The following is a 21469-nucleotide window of genomic DNA, read 5'->3' as shown; positions in this document are numbered from 1 at the left end:
GGAAGCAGCCGCTCCTTAGGCGTGGCCTGCCGCCTGCATCTGGCGCAGCTCTTTCTTGAGCTCGCTCACTTCGTCACGGATCCGTGCCGCCACCTCGAACTGCAGTTCGGCCGCGGCGCCATGCATCTGTTCCGTCAGCTGCTCGATCAGGCCCACCAGGTCCTCGGCCGGTGCTGCCGCCAGGCCGTCCGCCCGTACCTGGGCACCGCCCTTGGCACCGGATTTGGCCCGTTTGGCACCCTTGGCCAGGCGGTTGTTGCTCAGCAGCTCCTGGGTGTCGGCGTCTTCCTTTGCCAGCTGGTCCGTGATGTCGGCGATCTTCTTCCGCAGCGGCTGCGGGTCCACGCCGTGTTCCTTGTTGTATGCCACCTGGATGGCGCGCCGCCGGTTGGTCTCGTCGATGGCGTTGGCCATGGAGTCGGTGATGCGGTCCGCGTACATGTGAACCTCGCCGGACACGTTGCGGGCGGCACGCCCGATGGTCTGAATGAGCGATGTGGATGAGCGAAGGAAGCCTTCCTTGTCCGCGTCCAGGATGCTGACCAGGGACACCTCGGGAAGGTCGAGTCCTTCACGGAGGAGGTTGATGCCCACCAGGACGTCAAAGGACCCCATGCGCAGTTCCCGCAGGAGCTCCACGCGCCGCAATGTATCCACGTCCGAGTGCAGGTATTCAACCTTGACGCCGTGGCCCAGCAGGTAGTCCGTGAGGTCTTCGGCCATGCGTTTGGTCAGCGTGGTCACCAGGACCCGCTCGTTCTTCTCCACCCTCGTCTTGATTTCACCCAGCAGGTCGTCGATCTGGCCCTTAGTGGGCTTGACCACCACCTCCGGATCGACCAGGCCGGTGGGCCGGATGATCTGCTGGACGAACCCGTCCGCCTTGCCCAACTCGTATTTGCCGGGCGTGGCGGAAAGGTAGACGGTCTGGCCCACCCGTTCCAGGAACTCGTCCCATTTCAGCGGCCGGTTGTCCATGGCGGACGGCAGGCGGAAGCCGAAGTCCACCAGGTTCCGTTTGCGGGACATGTCGCCTTCGTACATGGCGCCGATCTGTGGGATGGTCACGTGGGACTCGTCCACCACCAGCAGAAAGTCGTCAGGGAAGTAGTCCAGGAGGCAATGCGGGGCGGTGCCCGGCCCGCGCCCATCAATGTGGGAAGAGTAATTCTCGATGCCGTTGCAGAAGCCCATCTGCTGCATCATCTCGAGGTCGTACGTGGTGCGCATGCGAAGGCGCTGTGCTTCAACCAGCTTGTTCTGGCTTTCCAGCACCTTCAGCCGGTCCGCCAGTTCATCCTCGATCCGCTTGATGGCCCGTGCCATCCGCTCGGGGCCGGCCACGTAGTGCGAGGCCGGGAAGACGTACATCTCCTCTTCGTCGCGAATGACTTCCCCGGTAAGCGGGTGAAGGGTATGGATGTTTTCGATCTCGTCGCCAAAGAACTCGATCCTGATGGCCAGTTCCTCATACATGGGAATGATTTCCACGGTGTCGCCGCGCACCCGGAAGGTGCCGCGGTGGAAGTCGACGTCGTTGCGTGCGTACTGCATGGAGACGAACTTGCGCAGGAGGTCGTCCCGGTTCATCTCGGCGCCCTTTCGCAGGGTGACCATTCCGGCGATGTATTCCTCCGGAGTGCCCAGGCCATAAATGCACGAGACGGTGGCCACCACAATGACGTCGCGGCGCGTCAGCAGCGCGTTCGTGGCGGAGTGGCGGAGCCGTTCGACTTCCTCGTTGATGGACGAATCCTTCTCGATGAAGGTGTCCGTCTGGGCCACATAAGCTTCGGGCTGGTAGTAGTCGTAGTAGGAGACGAAGTATTCCACCGCGTTGTTGGGCAGGAGTTCACGGAACTCGTTGGCCAGCTGCGCGGCAAGGGTCTTGTTCTGCACCATCACCAGGGTGGGGCGCTGAACCTGTTCGATGAGCCAGGCGGTGGTGGCGCTTTTACCGGTACCCGTGGCACCGAGCAGCACTACGTCCTTCTCGCCGTTGTTGATGCGCTCCGTCAGCTCCGCGATGGCGGCAGGCTGATCGCCCGCAGGCTTGAATTCGCTGATGACTTCGAAGGGCGCTACAACACGGTTGACTTCCTGCGCAAGGCTCATGGATCTAATTTACAGGCGGGCACCGACACTGCAGGGCCCCGTCCGTTACCGGCGAACATCCAGCGGGCAGCGGACCGGATTCAAGGCGTGTACGACGGCGGTTCCCACCCGGTTGCATCAGCCCAGGCGGACATCCGGGGCCACGCAACATCAGTGAACCAGGGCTCCTTGGCATCGGCGTATGCCCTGGTAGTGGTGGAGCCGGCGAAGCGGGCTGCCAGTTCCGCTTTGTGCGACCCGTAGAGCTCGAGCGCGGAGGGGTCGTCACGCAGCCAATCCCGGAACATCAGGGCGTATCGCCACCCGGCCGAGCCGGCCGGCCGAACATGCACATTCACGGCACGGCAGGGGTCAGCATTGGCATGGAACCGCTTCAGCCACTGGGAAGGATCGGGCGCGTTGGGTTTCGGGGTATCCGACTCAGCTCCCCGAACGGCCGGAAAACCGGCCGCGGCAATGAGCGGCCCGATGGTGGCCGCGGCCTCAAGGTCCGGCACCGCCACCTGCAGGTCGATGACGTCTTTCGCAGCCAGGCCGGTAACGGATGTGGACCCGATGTGGTCCACGCCCAGGATGAGTCGGGGGGCGGCCGCGGTCAGCCGCTCCGCGATCCTGGCGGCCTGCCGCGCCCAGTCTTCCCGGTGCGGTTCAAGGACGGGTCCACCGTTCCGCGGTGCGCGTTTCCCTGCCGCTAGATTGTGGGCGAAGGGCACCAGCCGCCGGTCCCAGAGCATGTCTACTTGATCCAGCAGCTGCTGCACCGTGCCGGAGTTGTCCAGGACGGCGTCGGCAGCAAGGAGCCGGTCCCCGCGCGTGGCCTGGGCCGCCATCCGCGAACGCGCTGCATCCGCTGTCATTCCGCGCAGCTCCTGCATGCGCTGCACCCGCACGTCGTCCGGAGCATCGACCACCACCACCAGATGGAAGCTGCTCCCCTGCCCTGTCTCCACCAGCAGGGGGATGTCCTGGACCACCACGGCGTCATGGGGGGCCGCGGCCGTGATGGCGGCGGCGCGGGCGCGCACCAGGGGGTGGACAATTGAGTTCAGGGCAGCAAGGCGCTCCGGGTTGCCAAACACCGCCGCGCCGAGCCGGGCACGGTCGAGCCGCCCTGCGGCGTCGAGCATTCCTTCGCCAAAATCCGCCACGATGCGCTTGAGCCCTTCGGTTCCGGGCTCGACCACTTCCCTGGCCAGCGCATCCGCATCGACCAACATAGCGCCGCGTTCCTTCAGCCGCGCGGCCACCACTGACTTCCCCGAGGCGATGCCGCCCGTCAACCCGATTTTCAGCACCCTCCCACATTACTGAATTGGCTGAGCCTCCTGTTGCGCCGGCAGGTTCAGGCCCTGTTCCTGTGCGAACTTGATGATGTTGGGCATCATGAGTTCCGTCTGCCGTTTAGCTTCCTCGGCGGGGGTAAACGCGACGTACTCGCTGCCGGCAAATGCCAGGGGCGTGTGTCCGGGCTCGATGACGAATGAGTCCCCGGCCTCGAATATCTCCTCGGTCCCGTCGGCCAGGCGGACGCCGAACTTCCCTTTGAGCACGTAGCCCATATGGTGCGCCTGGCACTGGTCGTTGGGCGCACCCTTGAAGAAGGGTGCCTGATCCATGTCAATGAAGTTCTTCTCGATGCTGACGGTCCAGCCGGCAAGCTCATGTTCGTAAGCGTCCACGTAGCCTGGCAACACCTGGTGCGATGACGCCGTTGTTCTCGATATCTTGGGCATGGTCTTTTCCTATTTCTGTTGTTTGGACCCGCCCCTGCCACCGGGCACTAACCCATGCTAGGTAGGACCGGCGGCAGGAGGTCAGGGACAAAGGTCCCGCGTGAAGTTACGCTCGGGGCCACCGCCAGTAGACTGAGGCGGTGCGGCAACCGGTGGAACCAGCAGACGAAGCACTGAGCCGGGCCACCGCCTACACCACGCTGGCAGCGGGCCTGGATTTCCGGCACGAACTTGAGATCAAGCGCTCCAGGTTCATTACGGTCCTCAGGCGGGCCGGCACGGAGGACGCTGCCCGGGACCTGGTGGCAGGCTTGCGCCGCGAGTTCCACGATGCCCGCCACCACTGCTCCGCGTTCGTCATTGGGCCGGACAGGACCATCCAGCGTTCCAGCGATGACGGCGAACCCTCCGGAACTGCCGGCGTCCCCATGCTGGAGGCCCTGCTCAAGAGGGAAACGGCAGCCGGGGTGACTGACCTCAGCGACATCAGTGCCGTCGTCGTCCGCTATTTTGGCGGCGTTCTGCTCGGTGCGGGCGGGCTGGTCCGGGCGTACTCGGAGTCAGTGTCTTCAGCCCTGGACCTTGCGCCCCTTGCCAGGCGGAGCAGGCGGCGGATCTGTTCAGCCGCCGTGCCGCATGCGGCAGCGGGGCGGCTGGAGAACGATCTGCGCGCCGCCGGGATGGTCATGGCGGACACTACTTACCAGGACCGGCACACGATGCTGCGGATCGCGGTACCAGACGATGCCGCCGCCATTGCTGCCGCGTCCGACCGCCTGCTGCAGCTGACGGCAGGGTCCGCCGCGCTCACCCCCGACGGAACGGAATGGGTTGATGAACCCCTCGACTGATGTGACCCTGGCGGACGTTGACGACGCGGTTGTGGACCGGCTGCTCCAGCTGGCCAAGCGCGACGCCTCCCCCGACGAGGTGGCGCCCCCGCTGGGCGGCCCGGGCTGGAACCTTGAGCGCACGGCCTGGTTCTACGGCTACCATCGTGCCGCAGCCGGCGGACTGGACGGACCTGCGGTGGAAAAGTCCTGGGCCGTGTTCAAGGGTCCAGACATCGCCGGCTCGGTGCGGCTCAAGCGGGAACCCGGCGCTGGGATCCTCACGGCGGAAACGGGCATCTGGCTTGGCCGCAGCTTCCGTTCCCGCGGGATCGGGCGTGCCGCCCTGGACCTGGTCCTGGCGGAGGCCCGCCGGGCGGGTCTGAAGCGCGTCACCGCGAGGACCCTGGCCGGAAACTGCAGCGCCCAGCGGCTGCTCGCCGCAACCGGCGCGGCACTGACGCACGACGACGACGGGACGGTCCTCGCCGTCGTCGACCTTGAGTCCCGGCCCCAGTGAATGCGCCGCAACGCGGGATTCGGCGCGTTGGCTGCCAGGCACTTTGCGCTTAACCACTACGGGCCCCCGCTTTCGCGGGGGCCCGTTGTGTCAGCCCGGAAGTCCGGGCCGGTGGCAATTAGTTGCCGGTCAGCTTCTCACGCAGGGCAGCAAGTGCCTCGTCCGAAGCCAGGGTGCCGGCACCGGAATCGGTGGCAGCAGGCTCGGAGGAGTAGCTGGTGGTGCCGGAATCGCTGTCACCGGACGTTGCAGCTGCAGCGTCGTCGGCAGCGTGCTGGGCAACCTGCTTCTTGTGTGCTTCCCAACGGGTCTGGGCGTCAGCGTACTGCTGCTCCCAGGCTGCGCGCTGGTTCTCGTAGCCCTCGAGCCATTCGTTGGACTCGGGGTCGAAGCCCTCGGGGTACTTGTAGTTGCCCTCTTCGTCGTACTCTGCGGCCATGCCGTACAGAGCGGGATCGAATTCGGTGCTGTCGGCGTCGACGCCCTCGTTGGCCTGCTTGAGGGACAGCGAGATGCGGCGGCGCTCGAGGTCGATGTCGATGACCTTGACGAACAGTTCGTCGCCAACGGAGACAACCTGCTCGGCCAGCTCAACGTGGCGCACGGCGAGCTCGGAGATGTGGACCAGGCCTTCGATGCCGTCTTCGACGCGGACGAACGCACCGAACGGAACCAGCTTGGTGACCTTACCCGGAACAACCTGGCCGAGGGCGTGGGTGCGGGCGAAGGTCTGCCACGGATCTTCCTGCGTAGCCTTGAGCGACAGGGAGACGCGCTCGCGGTCCAGGTCGACCTCGAGGACCTCGACGGTGACTTCCTGGCCAACTTCGACAACCTCGGACGGGTGGTCGATGTGCTTCCAGGACAGCTCGGAAACGTGAACCAGGCCGTCTACGCCGCCCAGGTCCACGAAGGCACCGAAGTTGACGATGGAGGAAACGACGCCGGGACGGACCTGGCCCTTTTCCAGCTTGTTGAGGAACGTGGAGCGGACCTCGGACTGGGTCTGCTCGAGCCATGCACGGCGGGACAGCACCACGTTGTTGCGGTTCTTGTCCAGCTCGATGATCTTGGCTTCGATCTGCTGGCCGATGTACGGAGCAAGGTCGCGCACACGGCGCATCTCGACGAGGGATGCGGGCAGGAAGCCGCGCAGGCCGATGTCGAGGATAAGACCACCCTTGACAACCTCGATGACGGTACCGGTGACGACACCGTCTTCTTCCTTGACCTTCTCGATGTCGCCCCAGGCACGCTCGTACTGAGCACGCTTCTTGGAGAGGATCAGACGGCCTTCTTTGTCTTCCTTGGTGAGCACCAGGGCTTCGACCTGATCGCCAACGGAGACAACGTCCCCGGGATCAACGTCGTGCTTGATGGACAGCTCGCGGGAGGGGATGACACCTTCGGTCTTGTAACCGATGTCGAGCAGGACTTCATCGCGGTCGACCTTGACGACGGTACCTTCGACGAGATCTCCGTCGTTGAAGTACTTGATGGTGGCGTCGACAGCTGCGAGGAAGTCCTCAGCGGTACCGATGTCGTTAATCGCGACTACGGGGGTACCGGGCTTCTCGGTGGAGGTGATGGTCATGTAGTAGGGGCTCCGTTGTGGATAGTTAGTCGGTCAGGCAAACCGGCGCGCCCGCGTCATGGAACGCAGGCGCGATTCGCGGTGAATCCGACGGATTCCCCGGGTCATCCTGATTTGTGGATTGGTGTAATTCCTACTGCGGTGTTTTACTACCGCAGAAGCGTGCACGTGGTACACGCCCGTTTATTCTAGTCGCAGCGCACAACAAGGGTCAAAGCGGCGGCACGCCGGTTCCTCCCCGGAAGATCCGACGGCATCCCGAAATCGCTAGTCCGGTCAGAAGTGGGTCAGGCAGTGCGTTGCCCGCTCCACGCCGAACATCTGCTTGGCCAGCAATGCGGAGCCCTGCGTGGCCTCCCGGATCTTGCCCGCGGCCTTGAGCGTCACCGGGCATACGCCGCCCAGGTACATCGATGACAGCGCGGAGACGTCCAGTTCCAGATTGGCGGGCACGCTGTCCGGGACGCGTTCGACGGCGGCCTGGCCGCCGTGGACCTCAAGCGCGAAGGTTCCGCCGGTGAGTCCGAGGGCGTCCCCTACGGCGAGCACCAGCCGTCCGTCTGCCGCGTACTGCCGCGCGGCCAGCGCCGCCGGGGCGTCAAGGAGCCGCAGCCACAGCATGTCGCGGCTGTCCGAAGCGTCGATGCAGCGCGGGTCTGCCAGGGCCCAGGCCAGCGGATCGTCCACCGGCGCTTCGTTCCAGGAGACGCGTTCCACGAGGTCGATGGCCGCAAGGTACTCCCACAGCTCAAGGTAGGCGTGGTCCGTGGCGGCCACCAGGTCCACCACTTCCACGGTGTAGGGCTCGGTGTCCCAGCCAAGGAACTTGTAGGAGACGTACCCGTCCACTCCGCCGTCGGCACCGTAGTGGAGCGCCACCTTGATGGCGGGGTCCTCCTTGCCGTCGCGGCCCAGGGACCCGGAGGCAAGCTGCCGGTACCATTCCTGCCGGCCGATCGATCCGGGGGTGTTGCGGTGGACCCGGTCGAATACGGCAGGCGCGACGTCCAGCAGGACCTTGGGGTCGGCGACGTCGATGGTCCCGGTGGCCTGGTGTGCCAGCTTGAACCGCGACGTGGTGTCGACCTTGACGGCACGCTCGAGACTTGCCACGCCGTAGCCAAACCGCCCGTAGATGGTTCCTTCCGAGGCCGTCAGTGCGGCTACGGCGATTCCGTCGCCCTTGGCCTGCTGCAGGTCTTCGGTCATCATGCGGCGCAGCAGGCCCCGCCGGCGGTGCGACGTACGGACAGTCACCGCCGTGACCAGCTGGGCTTCCAGCATGCGCCCGAAGCCGATGTTGAGCGTTTTCCGGAAGGTTCCGAAGGTGGCCACGGGCACGTCGGCCGGCAGGGATGATGGTGCCACCGGGCCTGTCTGGTAGGCCCCGGTGAAGATCCGGCGGTCCACTTCGTAGGTGGCAAGCGACCGTTCGCGGTGCTCCGGGGTCCGCGTGGACTCATGGAAGCCGAACCCTACGGCCTGCGCCCAGGTTTCGGCCTCCGCGTACCCGTCCTTCCCCTTCGATACCGCAGGGAAGCGCCGGATTTCGTAGTTACCGCTCAGATCACCCATTTACCCGAGCCTAGTCAATGAGTCCGGCCCCTGACCAGCACAAACATTCCCTGTTCGGCGAGGGCACCGCGCCGGGCCTTAGTGGCCGGCGTCGTACCAGCTGGGTCCGACGCCGATCTGGACTTCCAGGGGAATGCTGAGGTCCGCGGCGGCGGCCATCTGCTCGGTCACCAGCGTCTCGACGGCGGCCCGCTCACCCGCGGCGACCTCGAGCACCAGTTCGTCGTGCACCTGAAGCAGCATCCGGGATTTAAGGCCCTGCGCCTGCAGTTCGGCGTGGACGCCCAGCATGGCGCGCTTGATGATGTCCGCGGCGGAGCCCTGGATGGGGCTGTTGAGTGCGATGCGCTCGGCATTCTCGCGCAGCTGGCGGTCCGTGCTGGTGAGGTCCGGCAGGTAGCGGCGGCGGCCCTCGATAGTGGCGGTGTAGCCGTCCACCCTTGCCTGGTCCACCACGCCGCGGAGGTAGTCGCGGACGGCGCCGAAGCGGTCGAAGTAATCCTTCATGAGGGTGCGGGCCTCATCGACGGAGATCTCCAGCTGCTTGGACAGGCCGAACGACGTCAGTCCGTAGGCCAGGCCGTAGGACATGGCCTTCACCTTGGAGCGCATGGCGCTGGTGACCTGGTCCGTGGGGACGTGGAAGATGTTGGAGCCGACGAACCGGTGCAGGTCCTCGCCGTCCTTGTAGGCCTGGATCAGGCCCTCGTCCCCGGAGAGGTGCGCCATGATGCGCATCTCGATCTGGGAGTAGTCCGCGGACAGCAGGCACTCGTACCCTTCGCTGACCACGAAGATGCCGCGCACGCGCCGGCCTTCCTCGCTGCGGATGGGGATGTTCTGCAGATTGGGGTTGTTGGAGGAGATCCGGCCGGTGGCAGCCACGTTCTGGGCGTAAGTGGTGTGGATCCGGCCGTCCTCCGCCACGGACTTCTTCAACGACTCGATCATCTGCCGGAGCTTGGCGGCCTCGCGGTGCGCCATGAGCTGGACCAGGAACTCGTGCCCGGTCTTTTCCAGCAGGTTCTTCAGGGACGCGGCATCGGTGGTGTAGCCGGACTTGATTTTCTTGGTTTTGGGCAATTGGAGTTCGTCGAACAGAACGGTCTGCAGCTGCTTGGGCGAGCCCAGGTTGACCTCATGGCCGATCGCGGCGAACGCCTGTTCCTGTGCCTGGTCGATGACCCGGCCAAGGTCGGCAAGCTGATCGTCCATCTTGTCCATGTCGATCGCGATGCCGGCGAGTTCCATGTCCGCCAGGACGCGGCTGACCGGCAGCTCAAGGGTGGACAGCAGTTCCTCGGCCCGGCGGTCCTTGAGTTCGTCCTCGAAGTAGCGGCTCAGGGCAAGCACGACGGCGCCGGCCTGCACCAGGGCGTCGGCGGCCGCGGTGTCATCGCCGTCGAAGGACAACTCCAGCTGCCCGGCTTTGGCCGTGGCGGCCGGTATTCCCACGTTGAGGTGGTGCTGGGCGAGTTCGGCGAGTTCGTAGGTGCGGCGGTCCGGCTGGATGAGGTAACCGGAGATGGAGGTGTCATCCACCACGCCCTCCAGTTCCAGTCCGCGGGCCGTCAGAGCCTTGAGCGCAGCCTTGAAGCCGTGGATCACCTTGGGTGCTTCCGGATCGCGCAGCCATGCCGCCAGCACGTTCTCGGTCTCCGCGTCCAGGCCGGCGAGGTCGAGATAGACCGCGGCGTCGGCGCGGACGATGCCCAGCGCGGCGGCGTCCTCGCCGATCCGGCCCGGGACGAGGTCGACGGCGACGGCGGACCGCTGGCCTGCGCCGGCAGCCAGGAAGGCGGCCAGTTCAGCGGCACCGGCAGGCGTGCTGTAGTCCGGGGTTTCGATGCTTTCCCGCTCGGCGGCGGGGGTTTCGGCGTCACCGTACAGGGCGAACAACCGGCCGCGGATGGCCTTGAACTCAAGCTGGTCGAAGAGGTCCTCGATGGCGGCCTGGTCGGGGCGCGGCTGGTAGAGGTCGTCCAGTGTGACGGGGAGGTCGAGGTCGGTGTGGAGCTGGTTCAGCCGGCGGTTGCGCTTGACGGCGTCAACGTTCTCCCGCAGGGCGTCGCCCACCTTTCCGCCGATGGAATCGAGGTGGTCCAGGACGCCCTCGAGGCCGCCGTAGAGGTTGATCCATTTGGCCGCCGTCTTGGGTCCGACGCCGGGCACGCCGGGAAGGTTGTCCGCGGTCTCCCCCACCAGCGCGGCGAGATCGGAGTAGCGGGAGGGGCTGACAAGGTACTTTGCCTCGATGGCCGCGGCATCCATCCGCGGGATGTCGCTGACACCCTTCTTCGGGTACAGCACGAAGACGTTGTCGGTGATGAGCTGGAAGGCGTCCCGGTCACCGGAGACGAGCAGCACTTCGAATCCTGCCTTTTCCCCCATCGCGGCAAGGGTGGCCAGGATGTCGTCGGCCTCATAGCCGGGCATCTTGATGGTCTTGATGCCCCAGGCCTCCATGACCTGCCCGATGAGGTCAATCTGGCCGCTCATCTCGCGAGGGGTTTCGTTCCGGCCGCCTTTGTACTCGCTGTACTCGGTTTTGCGGTGGGTGGATTCGTCAGAGACGTCGAACGCCACCGCGATGTGCGTGGGCTGCTGCTCCTTGATGAGGTTGATCAGCATGGAGGTGAAGCCGTGGATAGCGTTGGTGTGCTGGCCGTTGGAGGTGGAGAACTTGTCCGCGGGCAGGGCGAAGAAAGCGCGGAACGCCATTGAGTGGCCGTCGAGGACCAGCAGCCGCGGCTGGTCGGTCATGGGAATGACGGGCGCTTCCGTGGCTGAAACAGACCCGCCGGCAGCGGGGGCAGCGGCCTTGGCAGCAGGCCGGCGGGCAGGGGACGAAGGCTGCACGGCAGCCTCCTGGTCAAGGGCCTGGGACGGAAAAGGTGCCGGTTTGGTTGTTTCACTCACAGGTGCCAGCCTAGTTGCCATGACAGACAATTTCACGCCGGGCGCTTTCGCCGAAGAACTGGCAGCCGCCGGGATTCCCGACCATATGCATGACTGGCTGGGCGCGTTTGGCGTCGGCGCCCTGGTGGTCAAAATGGGGATCCATTTCCTGGAGATGAGCCCGGAGCGCACCGTCGCCACCATGCCGGTGGAGGGCAACACCCAGGTGGCGGGAATCCTGCACGGCGGTGCGCACGTCGTGCTGGCGGAAACCCTGGGCTCCTTCGCCGCAGGGATGCACGCAGGTCCGGGACGCCACGCCGTCGGCATCGAGGTCAACGCCACACATCACCGGTCGATCGCCAAAGGCCTGGTGACGGGTACCTGCACCGCGATCCACCTGGGCAGGACCCTGGCCACCCACGAAATCGTCATGACCGACGCCCAGGGGCGGCGCCTTTCCACCGCGCGGATCACCAACATGCTCCGGGACAACATGGATTAGGGCCAAGCCGTATCAGGACTGTGGAGCCGTCCCGGCGTGCAGGAGGTAGCGCAGCTCGACAATCCCCCGGCCAAGGGTGCGGGAGGCGGCCAACTCGAGAGGCGGTGTGGGGCCCTTCATCGGCAGCAGGCGTTTCCCTTCGCCCAGCACCACAGGGATCACCGAGAGGATGATCTCGTCCAGCAGGCCGGCGTCAGCGAACTGGGCCGCCAGGTTGCCGCCGCCCACCACCCAGATGTTCAGGTCCCCGGCGGCCTGCCGGAAGTCCGCGGCGAATTCCTGGACGTCCCCGCGGACGAACGTGATATCGGCACCGTCAGGGGCACGGTGTTCGTGGCGGGTGAAAACGTAGCTGGGCGTGCCGGTGTACGGCCATTTGCCTGGCTCGTGCTCCATCAGCCAGGCGTAGGTTTCCCCGCCCATGACGATGCAGCCCACACCCGCCATGAAGTCGTTGTAACTGTCCGCTCCACCCTCGAAGCCGTCGAACTGCAGCAGCCAGCCGAGGTCGTCCGTGGGCGTGGCGATGAAGCCGTCAAGGGACGCGGCTACAAAGTATTGGATGCGCGGCATGGCCCCAGCCTAGCGAGCAGCCCCAACCCGGCCAACCCCTTTCGCCCACCGGCCTCCCGGGAGGCCGGAGCAATGGGCCCCTGGCCCCGCGCGCTGCTACTTCGTGAAGTACGGGATGATCAGGTACAGCCCGAAGAGGACTGCCAGGCCGCACAGCCCAAAACATAGGTAGGCGATGGAGCGCTTGACTCCCGGGGAGGTCTGCTGGGCATCACCGGCGATGGCGGTGAAACGGACCCCTAGGGAGTAGAGCGTGACCACGATGGCCGCTGATACGAGGGTGGTGCCGGCAACAGTCAGGAGTTCCAACCACTTCATCGCTGATTCTCCTTGGGGTTGTTGGTTTCGGCATCGGCCTGCGCCTTGGCCTTTGCTTTGGCTTCGGCCCGGGCGCGCGCCAGGGCCTTCTTCTTGGCGAATCGGACAGCCTGGCCGGCTTCCTCAACCTCGACGGCGTTCTGGTGGCTCACGGAGGACTTGCGTGAGTAGAAGAACATGAACAGGACCGCCCCGCTGCCGGCGATGGCTGCGATGAGCACACCCACGACGCCGGTCGTCACCAGCAGGGCGGTCAGGGCGCCAACGATGCCGGCGGCCGGCAGGGTGAAGAGCCACCCCAGCGCGATCTTGCCCACCATGTTCCAGCGGACGGTGGTCCCGCGGCGTCCCATCCCTGAGCCGATCACGGAACCGGAGGCCACCTGCGTGGTGGAGAGGGCGAAGCCAAGGTGTGAGGAGGCGAGGATGGCGGACGCGGTGCTGGTCTCGGCGGCGAAGCCCTGGGCGGGTTTGACCTCGGTCAGGCCCGAGCCCATTGTGCGGATGATGCGCCAGCCGCCGGCGTAGGTTCCGATGGCGATGGCGAGGGCGCAGGCGGTGATCACCCAGAGCTGGGGTCCGGAGCCGGGCGCCTGGCTGCCGGCAGCGATCAGGACCAGGGTGATGATGCCCATGGTCTTCTGGGCGTCGTTGGTTCCGTGGGCCAGGGCCACGAGGCTGGAGGTGAAGATCTGGCCGGTGCGGAAGCCACCACGCTTCTGGGTGAGCTTGGTACCTGTCTCGGGGTCGTGGCGTGCCGTGAGGGCGTAGGCCAGGCGCGTGCAGACGTAGGCGGCAAGCCCCGCTATCAAGGGGGCGAAGACGGCCGGAAGGATGACCTTCTGGAGCAGGCTCTCAAAATTGACGGAGTTGAATCCCGCCCCCACAATCGCGGCGCCGATCAGGCCGCCGAAGAGCGCGTGGGAGGAGCTGGACGGCAGACCCTTCAACCACGTAATCATGTTCCACAGGACGGCGCCCATCAGCCCGGCAAAGATGATCTCGGGGGTGATCTGGACTCCGCCGGAGCCCTCGCGGATGATGCCGCCGGACACTGTCTTGGCCACCTCGGTGGACAGGAAGGCGCCCACCAGGTTCAGGACGGCCGCCAGGGCTACCGCTGTTTTGGGCTTGATGGCACCCGTTGCGATGGGCGTTGCCATGGCGTTCGCGGTGTCGTGGAAGCCGTTCGTGAAGTCGAAAAATAGTGCCAGTGCGATGACCAGCGCCACCATGAAGGTGATATCCACCTGTTGCCCAATCTGCAGAGTCGACGTTCAGCAGTTTCTCTTACCCGGCTGCCTTGCACAGCATAGTTCACCAGCTGTTTGCGTGGAATGACTTGCGGCGGCGGCACAGCCGGCGGGAAACCTTATCGATCGTACGCGTCCCCGGCATGAGGTCAAAACACGGGTTGGGCCAGGAAAGAGTGGATCCGGTCCAGTTCAGCGGGCGTGATTCCGTGCCGGGGATGGGGCGAGACAGTAAGGATGCGCCTGCCCAGGACACGTGCCCAACGCTGCGCGTCCGCCTCGAATGCCAGCTGGTCATCCACCCACGCCACGGCGCCCGGCCCGGTGGTTTCGATGTCTTCCTGGATGGCCCGGAGTTTCCACCAGCCGGTCCCGCCGGCCGCCCCGTCCGCGGCCAGGTACGGCCAGCCGGTTCCCTTAAGTCCGACGGCGGGACACAGGTATTGGGGCGCCAGCTCCTCCCAGCTGGTGAGCCAGACACAACGCAGCCCGGGCGTACGGGCCAGGGCGTTCAGCCCGGCCACAAGCTCGGCGGCGAAGGCGACCGGCAACAGTCCGGCGTCGGCCCGCTGCCACGGGGAACCCCAACCGGTGGTTCCTTCCGGGCCAAAAGGGCACACCACGCCGTCGACGTCCAAATACAGCGTGCAACCCACGCTTCACCCCTGGCAGACTCAGCCCTGGTGGAACTGCGCCGGCCGGGGGCCAGCATCCAGTTCCGGGGCGATTTTCTCCTCGAGGGCCGCAAGGGTGACGTCCGGCAGGACAATAAGGCCGTCCAGCTCACGCCGGGCCCGCTTGTAGGCTGCCTGCCGTTCGGCCGGAGTAGCTGCCTGGTTCTCCGCGATCATGAGCAGTTTGCGGGCCGTGGCCAGCCGTTCACGCTCCGGTCCGCTGAAATTGCTGTCCCTGATGCGCCTGGCTTCCCGCTCGGCCACGTCGAGGGATACGGCGAAGTTATTGACAGCCTGCCGGTAGGCGTCCAGGCCGGACACGGACCGAATGTCTTCTGCGGACGCCGGGCGCTGGCCATCGGCTTCCCGCTTGGCGCGAAGGAAGGCCACGGTGAACGGTTCGCGGACGTCGGTCATGAGGGGGAAATCAATGAGCTTGCCCACATCGAGCTCATAGTCGAGCCATCGGCGGTTGGTGGCGTCGTGGGTGGCCATCAGAGCCTGCACCTCGGCCACTGACGCCCTTTCCGCTTCCGCTGCCTGGTTCTTGAGTTTGTACAGTTCAACCCGGCGCCGGTGCCGGCGTTCCCCCGCTCGCCGCCACCCGCCCGCCCAGCGGCCGGCGAACGCCATCAGCGGAAACACCATCCACCATTTGTCGTACAGGAACTCCATAACGGGCCTCACCCGTTAATCCTCGCAGTCCGGGGGCCCGGCCTCAAGAAGCAAGGGCAGATCCGGCGGGCGGTCCGGGCGGCAACCCCGTCCGGTGGTCACCCGCCCTATGGTCAGGGTGCCGCCGTCGCCTGGGCTCCGTTGACGTTGACCAGCCATGCGATCCCAAACCGGTCCGTGCACATGCCAAAGACGTCACCCCATGGGGCCGTCTCCATGGGCACCGTCACCGCACCACCGTCGCCGCTCAGCTTCTGGTAGTAGCCGCGGAGCTCCACCTCGTCATCGCCGCTGAGCGAGATGGAAATGGAGGAGCCCGGGTGGTACTCCATGCTGTTCGGGGTATCAGCGCCCATGAGCACCAGGCCCTGGGTGGTGGTCAGCATGCCGTGCATGATCTTTTCCGCTTCCGCGGGGTCCTCGCTGGCCTGGAAGTCGGCGAACGTGCTGAGCGTCAGCTCGCCGCCGAACACGGACTGGTAGAAGTTCATTGCGTCGCGGGCATTGTCGCGGAAGCTGAGGTAGGGATTGAGGATTGTTGGCATGGCAGGATCTCCTTCTCATGGCCGGGAACTGCTTCGGCCGGGACTGGTGCACTCAACATCCTGCCCCATCCGGCGATGGCCGGGTAGGGGAAGACTCCCCCGTGAGTCCCCGCCGAATATGGTGCGGTGCGGCCCCGGGAACGTAGGCTCGGGGCATGGCCAGATTCTTTGACGTTCATCCCCATGACCCGCAGCCCCGCGCTATTGCCCAGGCAGTGAAGATCATCCGCGATGGCGGCCTGATCGCGTACCCCACGGACTCCTGCTACGCCTTGGGGGCGCAGATGGGAAACCGTGAAGCCCTGGACCGGATCAGGAGCATCCGGCACCTGGACGACAAGCACCACTTCACACTTGTCTGCCGGGATTTCGCGCAGCTGGGACAGTTCGTGAACATAGGCAACGACGTCTTCCGGAGCATCAAGGCTGTCACCCCCGGCAGTTACACCTTCATCCTGCCCGCCACCAAGGAGGTTCCCAAGCGCCTGCTCCACCCCAAGAAGAAGACCGTGGGGGTACGCATCCCGGACAACCGCGTGGTCCAGGCGCTCCTCGCCGAACTGGGCGAGCCGCTGCTGTCCAGCACGCTGCTGCTGCCGGATGAGGAGGAACCACTGACCGTGGGCTGGGAGATCAAGGAACGCCTGGACCACCAGGTGGATGCCGTCATCGACGCGGGGGACTGCGGAGCCGAGCCCACCACCGTTGTTGACTTCTCCAGCGGGGTGGCCGAGGTTGTGCGGCGCGGCATGGGCGATCCGTCCCGCTTCGAGTAACCCTGCTTCGAGCAAACCCGGGCCGCACCTGCGGTCCCCGGGGCACTTTGGCGGCGCCGCCGTCGTAATTTCCGACGGCGGCCGGCGTGTCCGTGTCAAAGTGCCCCCTTTTGGGACGCGCGGGTGAGTCCTGCTGGTGTCAGTCCTGCTTGCGGGCCCTGCTGGGCTGCACCCGTGGGGGTTCGCCCGGCATCTTGGGGTAGTCGGGCGGGAAGGGCAGCTCTCCCAAACCGGCTGTGCAGTCCCGGTCCCACCACTCCAGCAGGGTGTCGATGGTGCCGGGCGCGGCATTGAACCCGGCCCACGGATCGCCCACTGTCTTCAGCCGCTCCGGAACCGTGAGGATGGTGAAGTTCTTTGGGTCCGCGTGTTCCAGTTCATCCCAGGTGATGGGGCAGGACACGGGGGCGTGCGGGAGGGCGCGGGGGCTGTAGGCGCCGGCGATGGTGCGGTCGCGGTTGGCCTGGTTGAAGTCCAGGAACACACGCCGGCCCCGTTCTTCCTTCCACCAGGCCGTGGTCACTTTGTCCGGCATGCGCCGCTGCACTTCCCGGGCGGCGGCGATGACGGCGTGGCGGACGTCCAGGAACTCGCGGGTCGGTTCGATGGGGGCGTAAACGTGCAGGCCGCGGTTCCCGGAGGTCTTGATGAAGCAGGTAAGCCCTGCCTCGGCCAGCACCTCCTTCAGCACCAGGGCGGCGGGGACGGCGTCGTCGAAGTCCGTTCCGGGTTGCGGGTCGAGGTCGATCCGCAGCTGGTCCGGGTTGTCCGTGTTTTCCGCCCGCGAGGGCCAGGGATGGAACACGACGGTGTTCATCTGGACTGCCCACACGGCCGCCGCAGGCTCGTCGAAGACCAGTTGCGGGTGGGACCTTGCACTGGGGTAGACCACCTTGACGGAGCGGATGAACTCCGGGGTGCCCTTTGGCGGATTCTTGGAGAAGAACTGTTCGCCGTCGATGTTGCCGGAGAACCGCTGCAGTGCCACCGGCCGGTCACCGTTGGCGGCGATGAACGCCTCCCCTACGTCGCAGATGTAGTTCACCAAATCGAGCTTGGTGAGGCCCAGGTCCGGCCACAGAACGCGGCTGGGACTGGAAATGCGCATCTCGCGCGGCCCGTTGGGGCCCTGGACTGTGATGGTGGTCTGTTCACTTGCCATGGGGACAACGTACACCCCGCCAACGGCAGGGATCGGTACATCCGGCAGTCCTCCGGCATGATGGATCCATGCCAGCATCCGATCAGCAGCTCACCGTCACCGCCGGCGATGCCTCTTTTTCCGCCGTGTATGCCCGCCCCACGGATCCCACTGCAACCGTCGTGGTGGCACACGGTGCGGGTGCCGGGATGGAGCACCCGTTCCTCCGCGGATTCACTGATGCCCTCAACGGCCTGGGCCTGGCCACCCTGCGCTTCAATTTTCCCTACCGGGAGGCGGGGCGGAAGTTCCCTGACCGTCCTCCGCTGGCCATCGCCGCCTGGCGCGCGGCCATGGCCGCCGCCCGTGCAGAGGCTGACGCCAACGGTGACCGCGGCCCGGTCTGGGCGGCGGGCAAATCGTTCGGGGGAAGGATGGCGTCCATGGCAGTTGCCGAGGGCATGGAGGCAGCAGGGCTGGTGTTCCTGGGCTATCCCCTGCACGCTCCCGGAAAACCGGAGAAGCTCCGGGATGGGCACCTGTACGGGCTGGCCGCACCCATGCTGTTCCTGCAGGGAACCCGCGACACGTTTGCCACGCCGGAAATCCTGGCGGATGTGGTGTCCAGGATCGGGCCCAATGCCGTGCTGCAGTGGGTTGAGGGCGGTGACCACTCGTTCGCGGTGGCTGGAAAGAAGCGGCCCGCTGACGAAGTTGGTGCGTCCCTGGCAGCTCCCGTGGCCACGTTTATCGCTGCACACGGCTGAGGCGGTGGCTAGGCGGCGTCCTCGTGCCACCAGCCTTCCCAGGCAGCGGAGGTGAGCCGGCCGGCGGGGAAGGCATCGGTCACGCCGTCACCGGACGGGCCGCCGTCATACCGCCTTCCGTCATCGTAGCGGCGGCCGTCCAGCAGAAGATTGCTGCCGTGCAAAAGGTTCAGGCTGTGCAAGAGAAACATGGTTCCGTCCTTCCCGGGGTGTATGGACAACACCGTCCACGTAGAAGGAGCGTACCCAGCGCATGTTTCACCGGGGCGACGGGACGTTTCGCCCGTGTATCCGGGATCTCACGTGCCGGTGCCCCTGATGACAGGGCACGGGCACAGGGCTACTTGCGCTGCTGGGTGCGTGCGGTGGCCGGGGCTGACCAGGGGTCCTCCGGCCAGGGGTGCTTGGGGTAGCGGCCCCGCATCTCCGCCCGCACCTGGGTGTACGCGCCTGACCAGAAAGAGGTCAGGTCATCCGTCACGGCGAGGGGTCGCCGGGCCGGGGACAGCAGGTGGAACAGGACCGGGACACGGCCATCCACCAGCCGCGGCGATTCCGCCAGCCCAAAGCACTCCTGCAGTTTCACCGCCACGACGGGCGAGGCACCGTGGTCACCGGGTTCCGGGTAATCGATCCGGACCCGGGAACCGCTGGGGACCTCAAGGCCTTCGGGGGCAAGCTCATTCAGCCGGGCAGCTTCCGGCCAGGGCAGCAGGCGGCGCAAGGGGTCCGCCAGGTCAATCGAGCCCACCGGCTTCCCGCCGGCAAGGTCCACCAGCTCGGGCCCCAGCCACTCTTCCAGCCGGTCCAACAGGGCGTTGTCCGACACATCGGGCCAGGGCTCTCCTAGCTCCCGGTGCAGGAATGCGAGCCTGCGCCGGAAGGAGGCCGCCGCCGTCGACCACGACAGGGCCGCCAGCCCTCCCGCCTGCAGCGCGGCCGCCACAGCCCTCCTCCCCTGTTCGGCGGTGGGGCGCACCGGTGTTGCGGAGAGCACGATGGAACCCAGCCGCCTGGTCCTGCGCGCGCTCAGCCGGCCCCCGCTGAATTCGGCGTCCACCGTGTCGGACAGCAGGTGCGACGCCGCCGTTTCGGCCATGGCGGGAGCCAAGGGTGCCGCGGCACGGATCACGGCGCCGGTGCCCGCCGCGTCCCGGCCCCCTGCCCGGGATACTTCGGCCACGGCCAGCCACTCGTGGCCTGACAACGTGCTGCCGGCGGACAGGCCTGCCCTGGTCCCGGACGTCAGCAGGTACTGCCCCGCGCCCTCACTGCCCGGCACGCGGCGGGCCACGCGGTCGGGAAAGGCGAGGGCGACGACGCCGCCAACAGCTTCGGGGCCGCCGCCGGCGATGCCCCGAACCGATCCGGCGCCCGCCTTCTGCCGCCGCGCCAAGGCAGCCAGCCGCCTGGACTCCTCCGCCCAGCGCCTTCCCGCCGGGCCTTTGTCCGCGCGGAGTTGGGCCAGCAGCCGGGGCAGGTCGCCGCCGGGCGCACGGTGGTCTCCGGAGAGCGCGGCCACCACCTCGGCGGCGAGCTGCCCGCCGGTGGAGGCGCCGCCGTCGAGCAGTGCCCGCGCAAGCCGGGGATCGGCGGGAATGGCGGCGAGGGCGCGGCCCGCGGCAGTCACCTTTCCGCCATCGGATACCGCCCCCAGCTCCCGGAGTACCTCAATGGCGTCGTCCATGGCCAGGCGGGGCGGGGCGTCCGGCAGCGCGAGCCCTTTCCCGCCGGGTGCACCCCAGCAGGCCAGGGTGAGGGCGGCGCCGGTCAGGTCCGCCACGTTGATTTCCGGCGTGACGTGCGCAGGAGCCGCGCCATAGGCCTGTTGGGAATAGCAGCGGACCACCGTCCCCGGCCCCTGCCGTGCGGCGCGGCCTGCCCTCTGGTCTGCGGACGCCCGGGAGCAGGAAACGGTGACCAGCCCGCTCATGCCGCGGCCTGAGTCCCGCCGCGGTTCCCGGGTCAGCCCGGAGTCGACCACCAGGCGGACGCCGGGCACCGTCAGGGAGGATTCGGCAAGATCAGTGGAGACGATCATCCGCGGCAAATCCCCGGGACGACGCCCCGACACGGCCCGGTCCTGCTCCGACGCCGCCACCTGGCCGTGAAGCTCCAGCACCTCCACGTGGCGGCCAAGCCTGCCGCGGAGCGCCCCCGCCACGTACGAGACTTCCCCGGCGCCCGGCAGGAACACGAGTGCATCCACGGAGTTGTCTGCGGCGACGGCACGGACATGGGCGTCCGCCGCGGCCTCGGCGACATGGTCCAGGAAGGCGCGCGCCACTCCCCTGGCCTCCAGCCGTGCGGCCGGAGCCGGGAGCCACTGCACTTCCAACGGATGGTTCACCGAAGGACAGTCGACCACGGGCGCCGGGCCGCCGCCGTCGGAATTCCCCAGCAGGGCTCCGAACCGGGGCGCGTCCAGCGTCGCGGACATGGCGACGACGGCGAGGTCTCCCCGCAGTGAACGGACCTCCGCCAGCATGCCGACCAGGAGGTCCGTTTCCAGGCCCCGCTCGTGCACCTCGTCAAGGACGACGGCGGCCGTCCCGTCGAGCCCCGGGTCTGCCAGCAGGCGGCGCAACAGGATGCCAGGGGTGACAAACTCAACCCGGGTTTCCGGGCCCGCCTGGCGTTCCCCACGGACGGTGTAACCCACGCGGCCGGCGGCCCCGCTGCCATCAAGCCCGCTGCCATCGAGGGCGGCGAGCCGGCGGGCGGCGGCACGGGCGGCAACACGCCGGGGCTGGGTGACAATCACGCGGCCGGACCGGCCATAGAGGTTTGCGAGCAGCGGCGGAACGAGCGTGGTTTTGCCGGTTCCCGGCGGCGCCTGCACCACAGCGGCGCCCGGCACGGGCCCGCTTTCCAGCGCCTGCCGCAGTGCGGGGAGGGAGCCTTCGAAGGCGAGCCCTGCACCGATGGCTGCAAGGTCGAAATCGCTTCCGGCGGGGGTGCCGTCAGGAGGAATCAT

At 66.8% G+C, this 21469-nt stretch carries 20 protein-coding genes; 5 read left to right on the top strand and 15 right to left on the bottom strand.

Annotated features, from left to right (window positions below; translation table 11 throughout):
- Window positions 1-15 precede the first annotated feature (15 nt).
- The 3 genes from uvrB to ACTAQI_RS05555 form a co-directional block, all read right to left on the bottom strand.
- A complete protein-coding gene (uvrB, locus tag ACTAQI_RS05565; RefSeq protein WP_457950089.1) occupies window positions 16-2115 on the bottom strand; it encodes an excinuclease ABC subunit UvrB in 2100 nt (699 codons plus the stop codon).
- Between the two features lie 80 nt (window positions 2116-2195).
- Complete coding sequence (gene coaE / locus ACTAQI_RS05560; protein WP_457950088.1) at window positions 2196-3410, bottom strand: dephospho-CoA kinase; 1215 nt, start codon at window positions 3408-3410, stop codon at window positions 2196-2198.
- 9 nt (window positions 3411-3419) lie between these two features.
- The gene (locus tag ACTAQI_RS05555) at window positions 3420-3848 is read right to left on the bottom strand and encodes a hypothetical protein (RefSeq protein WP_457950087.1); all 429 of its coding nucleotides are present in this window, start codon (window positions 3846-3848) and stop codon (window positions 3420-3422) included.
- Window positions 3849-3988: 140 nt separating this feature from the next.
- Between ACTAQI_RS05555 and ACTAQI_RS05550 the strand changes: the two genes are divergently transcribed.
- Together ACTAQI_RS05550 and ACTAQI_RS05545 are read left to right on the top strand one after the other, a co-directional pair.
- The gene (locus ACTAQI_RS05550) at window positions 3989-4699 is read left to right on the top strand and encodes an IMPACT family protein (RefSeq protein ID WP_457950086.1); all 711 of its coding nucleotides are present in this window, start codon (window positions 3989-3991) and stop codon (window positions 4697-4699) included.
- Window positions 4683-5198, top strand: coding sequence for a GNAT family N-acetyltransferase (locus ACTAQI_RS05545; protein ID WP_457950085.1), 516 nt, complete (start codon window positions 4683-4685; stop codon window positions 5196-5198). Before ACTAQI_RS05550 ends, ACTAQI_RS05545 begins: the two co-directional genes overlap by 17 nt.
- Before the next feature lie 118 nt (window positions 5199-5316).
- Here ACTAQI_RS05545 and rpsA read toward each other — a convergent pair whose 3' ends face one another.
- From rpsA to polA, 3 genes are all read right to left on the bottom strand, one after another.
- Complete coding sequence (rpsA, locus tag ACTAQI_RS05540; protein WP_159632080.1) at window positions 5317-6792, bottom strand: 30S ribosomal protein S1; 1476 nt, start codon at window positions 6790-6792, stop codon at window positions 5317-5319.
- Window positions 6793-7068: 276 nt separating this feature from the next.
- The gene (locus ACTAQI_RS05535; RefSeq protein ID WP_457950084.1) at window positions 7069-8367 is read right to left on the bottom strand and encodes a GNAT family N-acetyltransferase; all 1299 of its coding nucleotides are present in this window, start codon (window positions 8365-8367) and stop codon (window positions 7069-7071) included.
- A gap of 78 nt (window positions 8368-8445) precedes the next feature.
- Entirely contained in the window at window positions 8446-11088 is a 2643-nt protein-coding gene (gene polA / locus ACTAQI_RS05530; protein WP_457950996.1) for a DNA polymerase I, read from the bottom strand.
- Window positions 11089-11305: 217 nt separating this feature from the next.
- Here polA and ACTAQI_RS05525 point away from each other — a divergent pair, with 217 nt between their 5' ends.
- The gene (locus ACTAQI_RS05525) at window positions 11306-11770 is read left to right on the top strand and encodes a hotdog fold thioesterase (protein WP_457950083.1); all 465 of its coding nucleotides are present in this window, start codon (window positions 11306-11308) and stop codon (window positions 11768-11770) included.
- Between the two features lie 12 nt (window positions 11771-11782).
- On the opposite strand, the gene ACTAQI_RS05520 is transcribed toward ACTAQI_RS05525, so the two are convergent.
- The 6 genes from ACTAQI_RS05520 to ACTAQI_RS05495 form a co-directional block, all read right to left on the bottom strand.
- Window positions 11783-12343 (bottom strand): dihydrofolate reductase family protein, encoded by a 561-nt coding sequence (locus tag ACTAQI_RS05520; protein ID WP_457950082.1) that lies wholly within the window; start codon window positions 12341-12343, stop codon window positions 11783-11785.
- A gap of 96 nt (window positions 12344-12439) precedes the next feature.
- Window positions 12440-12661 carry a hypothetical protein gene (locus ACTAQI_RS05515; RefSeq protein WP_457950081.1) on the bottom strand — a complete coding sequence of 74 codons (222 nt, stop codon included), beginning with the start codon at window positions 12659-12661 and terminating at the stop codon, window positions 12440-12442.
- The gene (locus ACTAQI_RS05510) at window positions 12658-13911 is read right to left on the bottom strand and encodes an anion permease (protein ID WP_457950080.1); all 1254 of its coding nucleotides are present in this window, start codon (window positions 13909-13911) and stop codon (window positions 12658-12660) included. The genes ACTAQI_RS05515 and ACTAQI_RS05510 overlap by 4 nt, the downstream gene beginning before the upstream one ends.
- A 152-nt stretch (window positions 13912-14063) precedes the next feature.
- Window positions 14064-14570, bottom strand: a complete 507-nt coding sequence (locus ACTAQI_RS05505; RefSeq protein WP_457950079.1) for an HAD domain-containing protein — start codon at window positions 14568-14570, stop codon at window positions 14064-14066.
- Window positions 14571-14588: 18 nt separating this feature from the next.
- On the bottom strand, window positions 14589-15263 hold the full coding sequence (locus tag ACTAQI_RS05500) for a hypothetical protein (protein ID WP_457950995.1): 675 nt from the start codon (window positions 15261-15263) through the stop codon (window positions 14589-14591).
- 113 nt (window positions 15264-15376) lie between these two features.
- On the bottom strand, window positions 15377-15808 hold the full coding sequence (locus ACTAQI_RS05495) for a VOC family protein (protein WP_457950078.1): 432 nt from the start codon (window positions 15806-15808) through the stop codon (window positions 15377-15379).
- 155 nt (window positions 15809-15963) lie between these two features.
- Between ACTAQI_RS05495 and ACTAQI_RS05490 the strand changes: the two genes are divergently transcribed.
- Window positions 15964-16584, top strand: a complete 621-nt coding sequence (locus ACTAQI_RS05490) for an L-threonylcarbamoyladenylate synthase (protein WP_141160539.1) — start codon at window positions 15964-15966, stop codon at window positions 16582-16584.
- Window positions 16585-16723: 139 nt separating this feature from the next.
- Here the strand turns inward: ACTAQI_RS05490 and ligD are convergent, their stop codons facing one another.
- Complete coding sequence (ligD, locus tag ACTAQI_RS05485; RefSeq protein ID WP_457950077.1) at window positions 16724-17746, bottom strand: non-homologous end-joining DNA ligase; 1023 nt, start codon at window positions 17744-17746, stop codon at window positions 16724-16726.
- Window positions 17747-17814: 68 nt separating this feature from the next.
- On the opposite strand from ligD, the gene ACTAQI_RS05480 reads away from it, so the two are divergent.
- Window positions 17815-18492, top strand: a complete 678-nt coding sequence (locus ACTAQI_RS05480) for an alpha/beta hydrolase family protein (RefSeq protein WP_457950076.1) — start codon at window positions 17815-17817, stop codon at window positions 18490-18492.
- Window positions 18493-18500: 8 nt separating this feature from the next.
- On the opposite strand, the gene ACTAQI_RS05475 is transcribed toward ACTAQI_RS05480, so the two are convergent.
- Both ACTAQI_RS05475 and hrpB read right to left on the bottom strand, forming a co-directional pair.
- Window positions 18501-18683, bottom strand: coding sequence for a hypothetical protein (locus tag ACTAQI_RS05475; RefSeq protein WP_457950075.1), 183 nt, complete (start codon window positions 18681-18683; stop codon window positions 18501-18503).
- A gap of 149 nt (window positions 18684-18832) precedes the next feature.
- On the bottom strand, window positions 18833-21469 hold the full coding sequence (gene hrpB / locus ACTAQI_RS05470) for an ATP-dependent helicase HrpB (RefSeq protein ID WP_457950074.1): 2637 nt from the start codon (window positions 21467-21469) through the stop codon (window positions 18833-18835).

Source organism: Pseudarthrobacter sp. alpha12b, assembly GCF_054130495.1.
The sequence above is the reverse complement of the archived record's forward strand: the minus strand, read 5'-3'. Positions and strand labels throughout refer to the sequence as shown.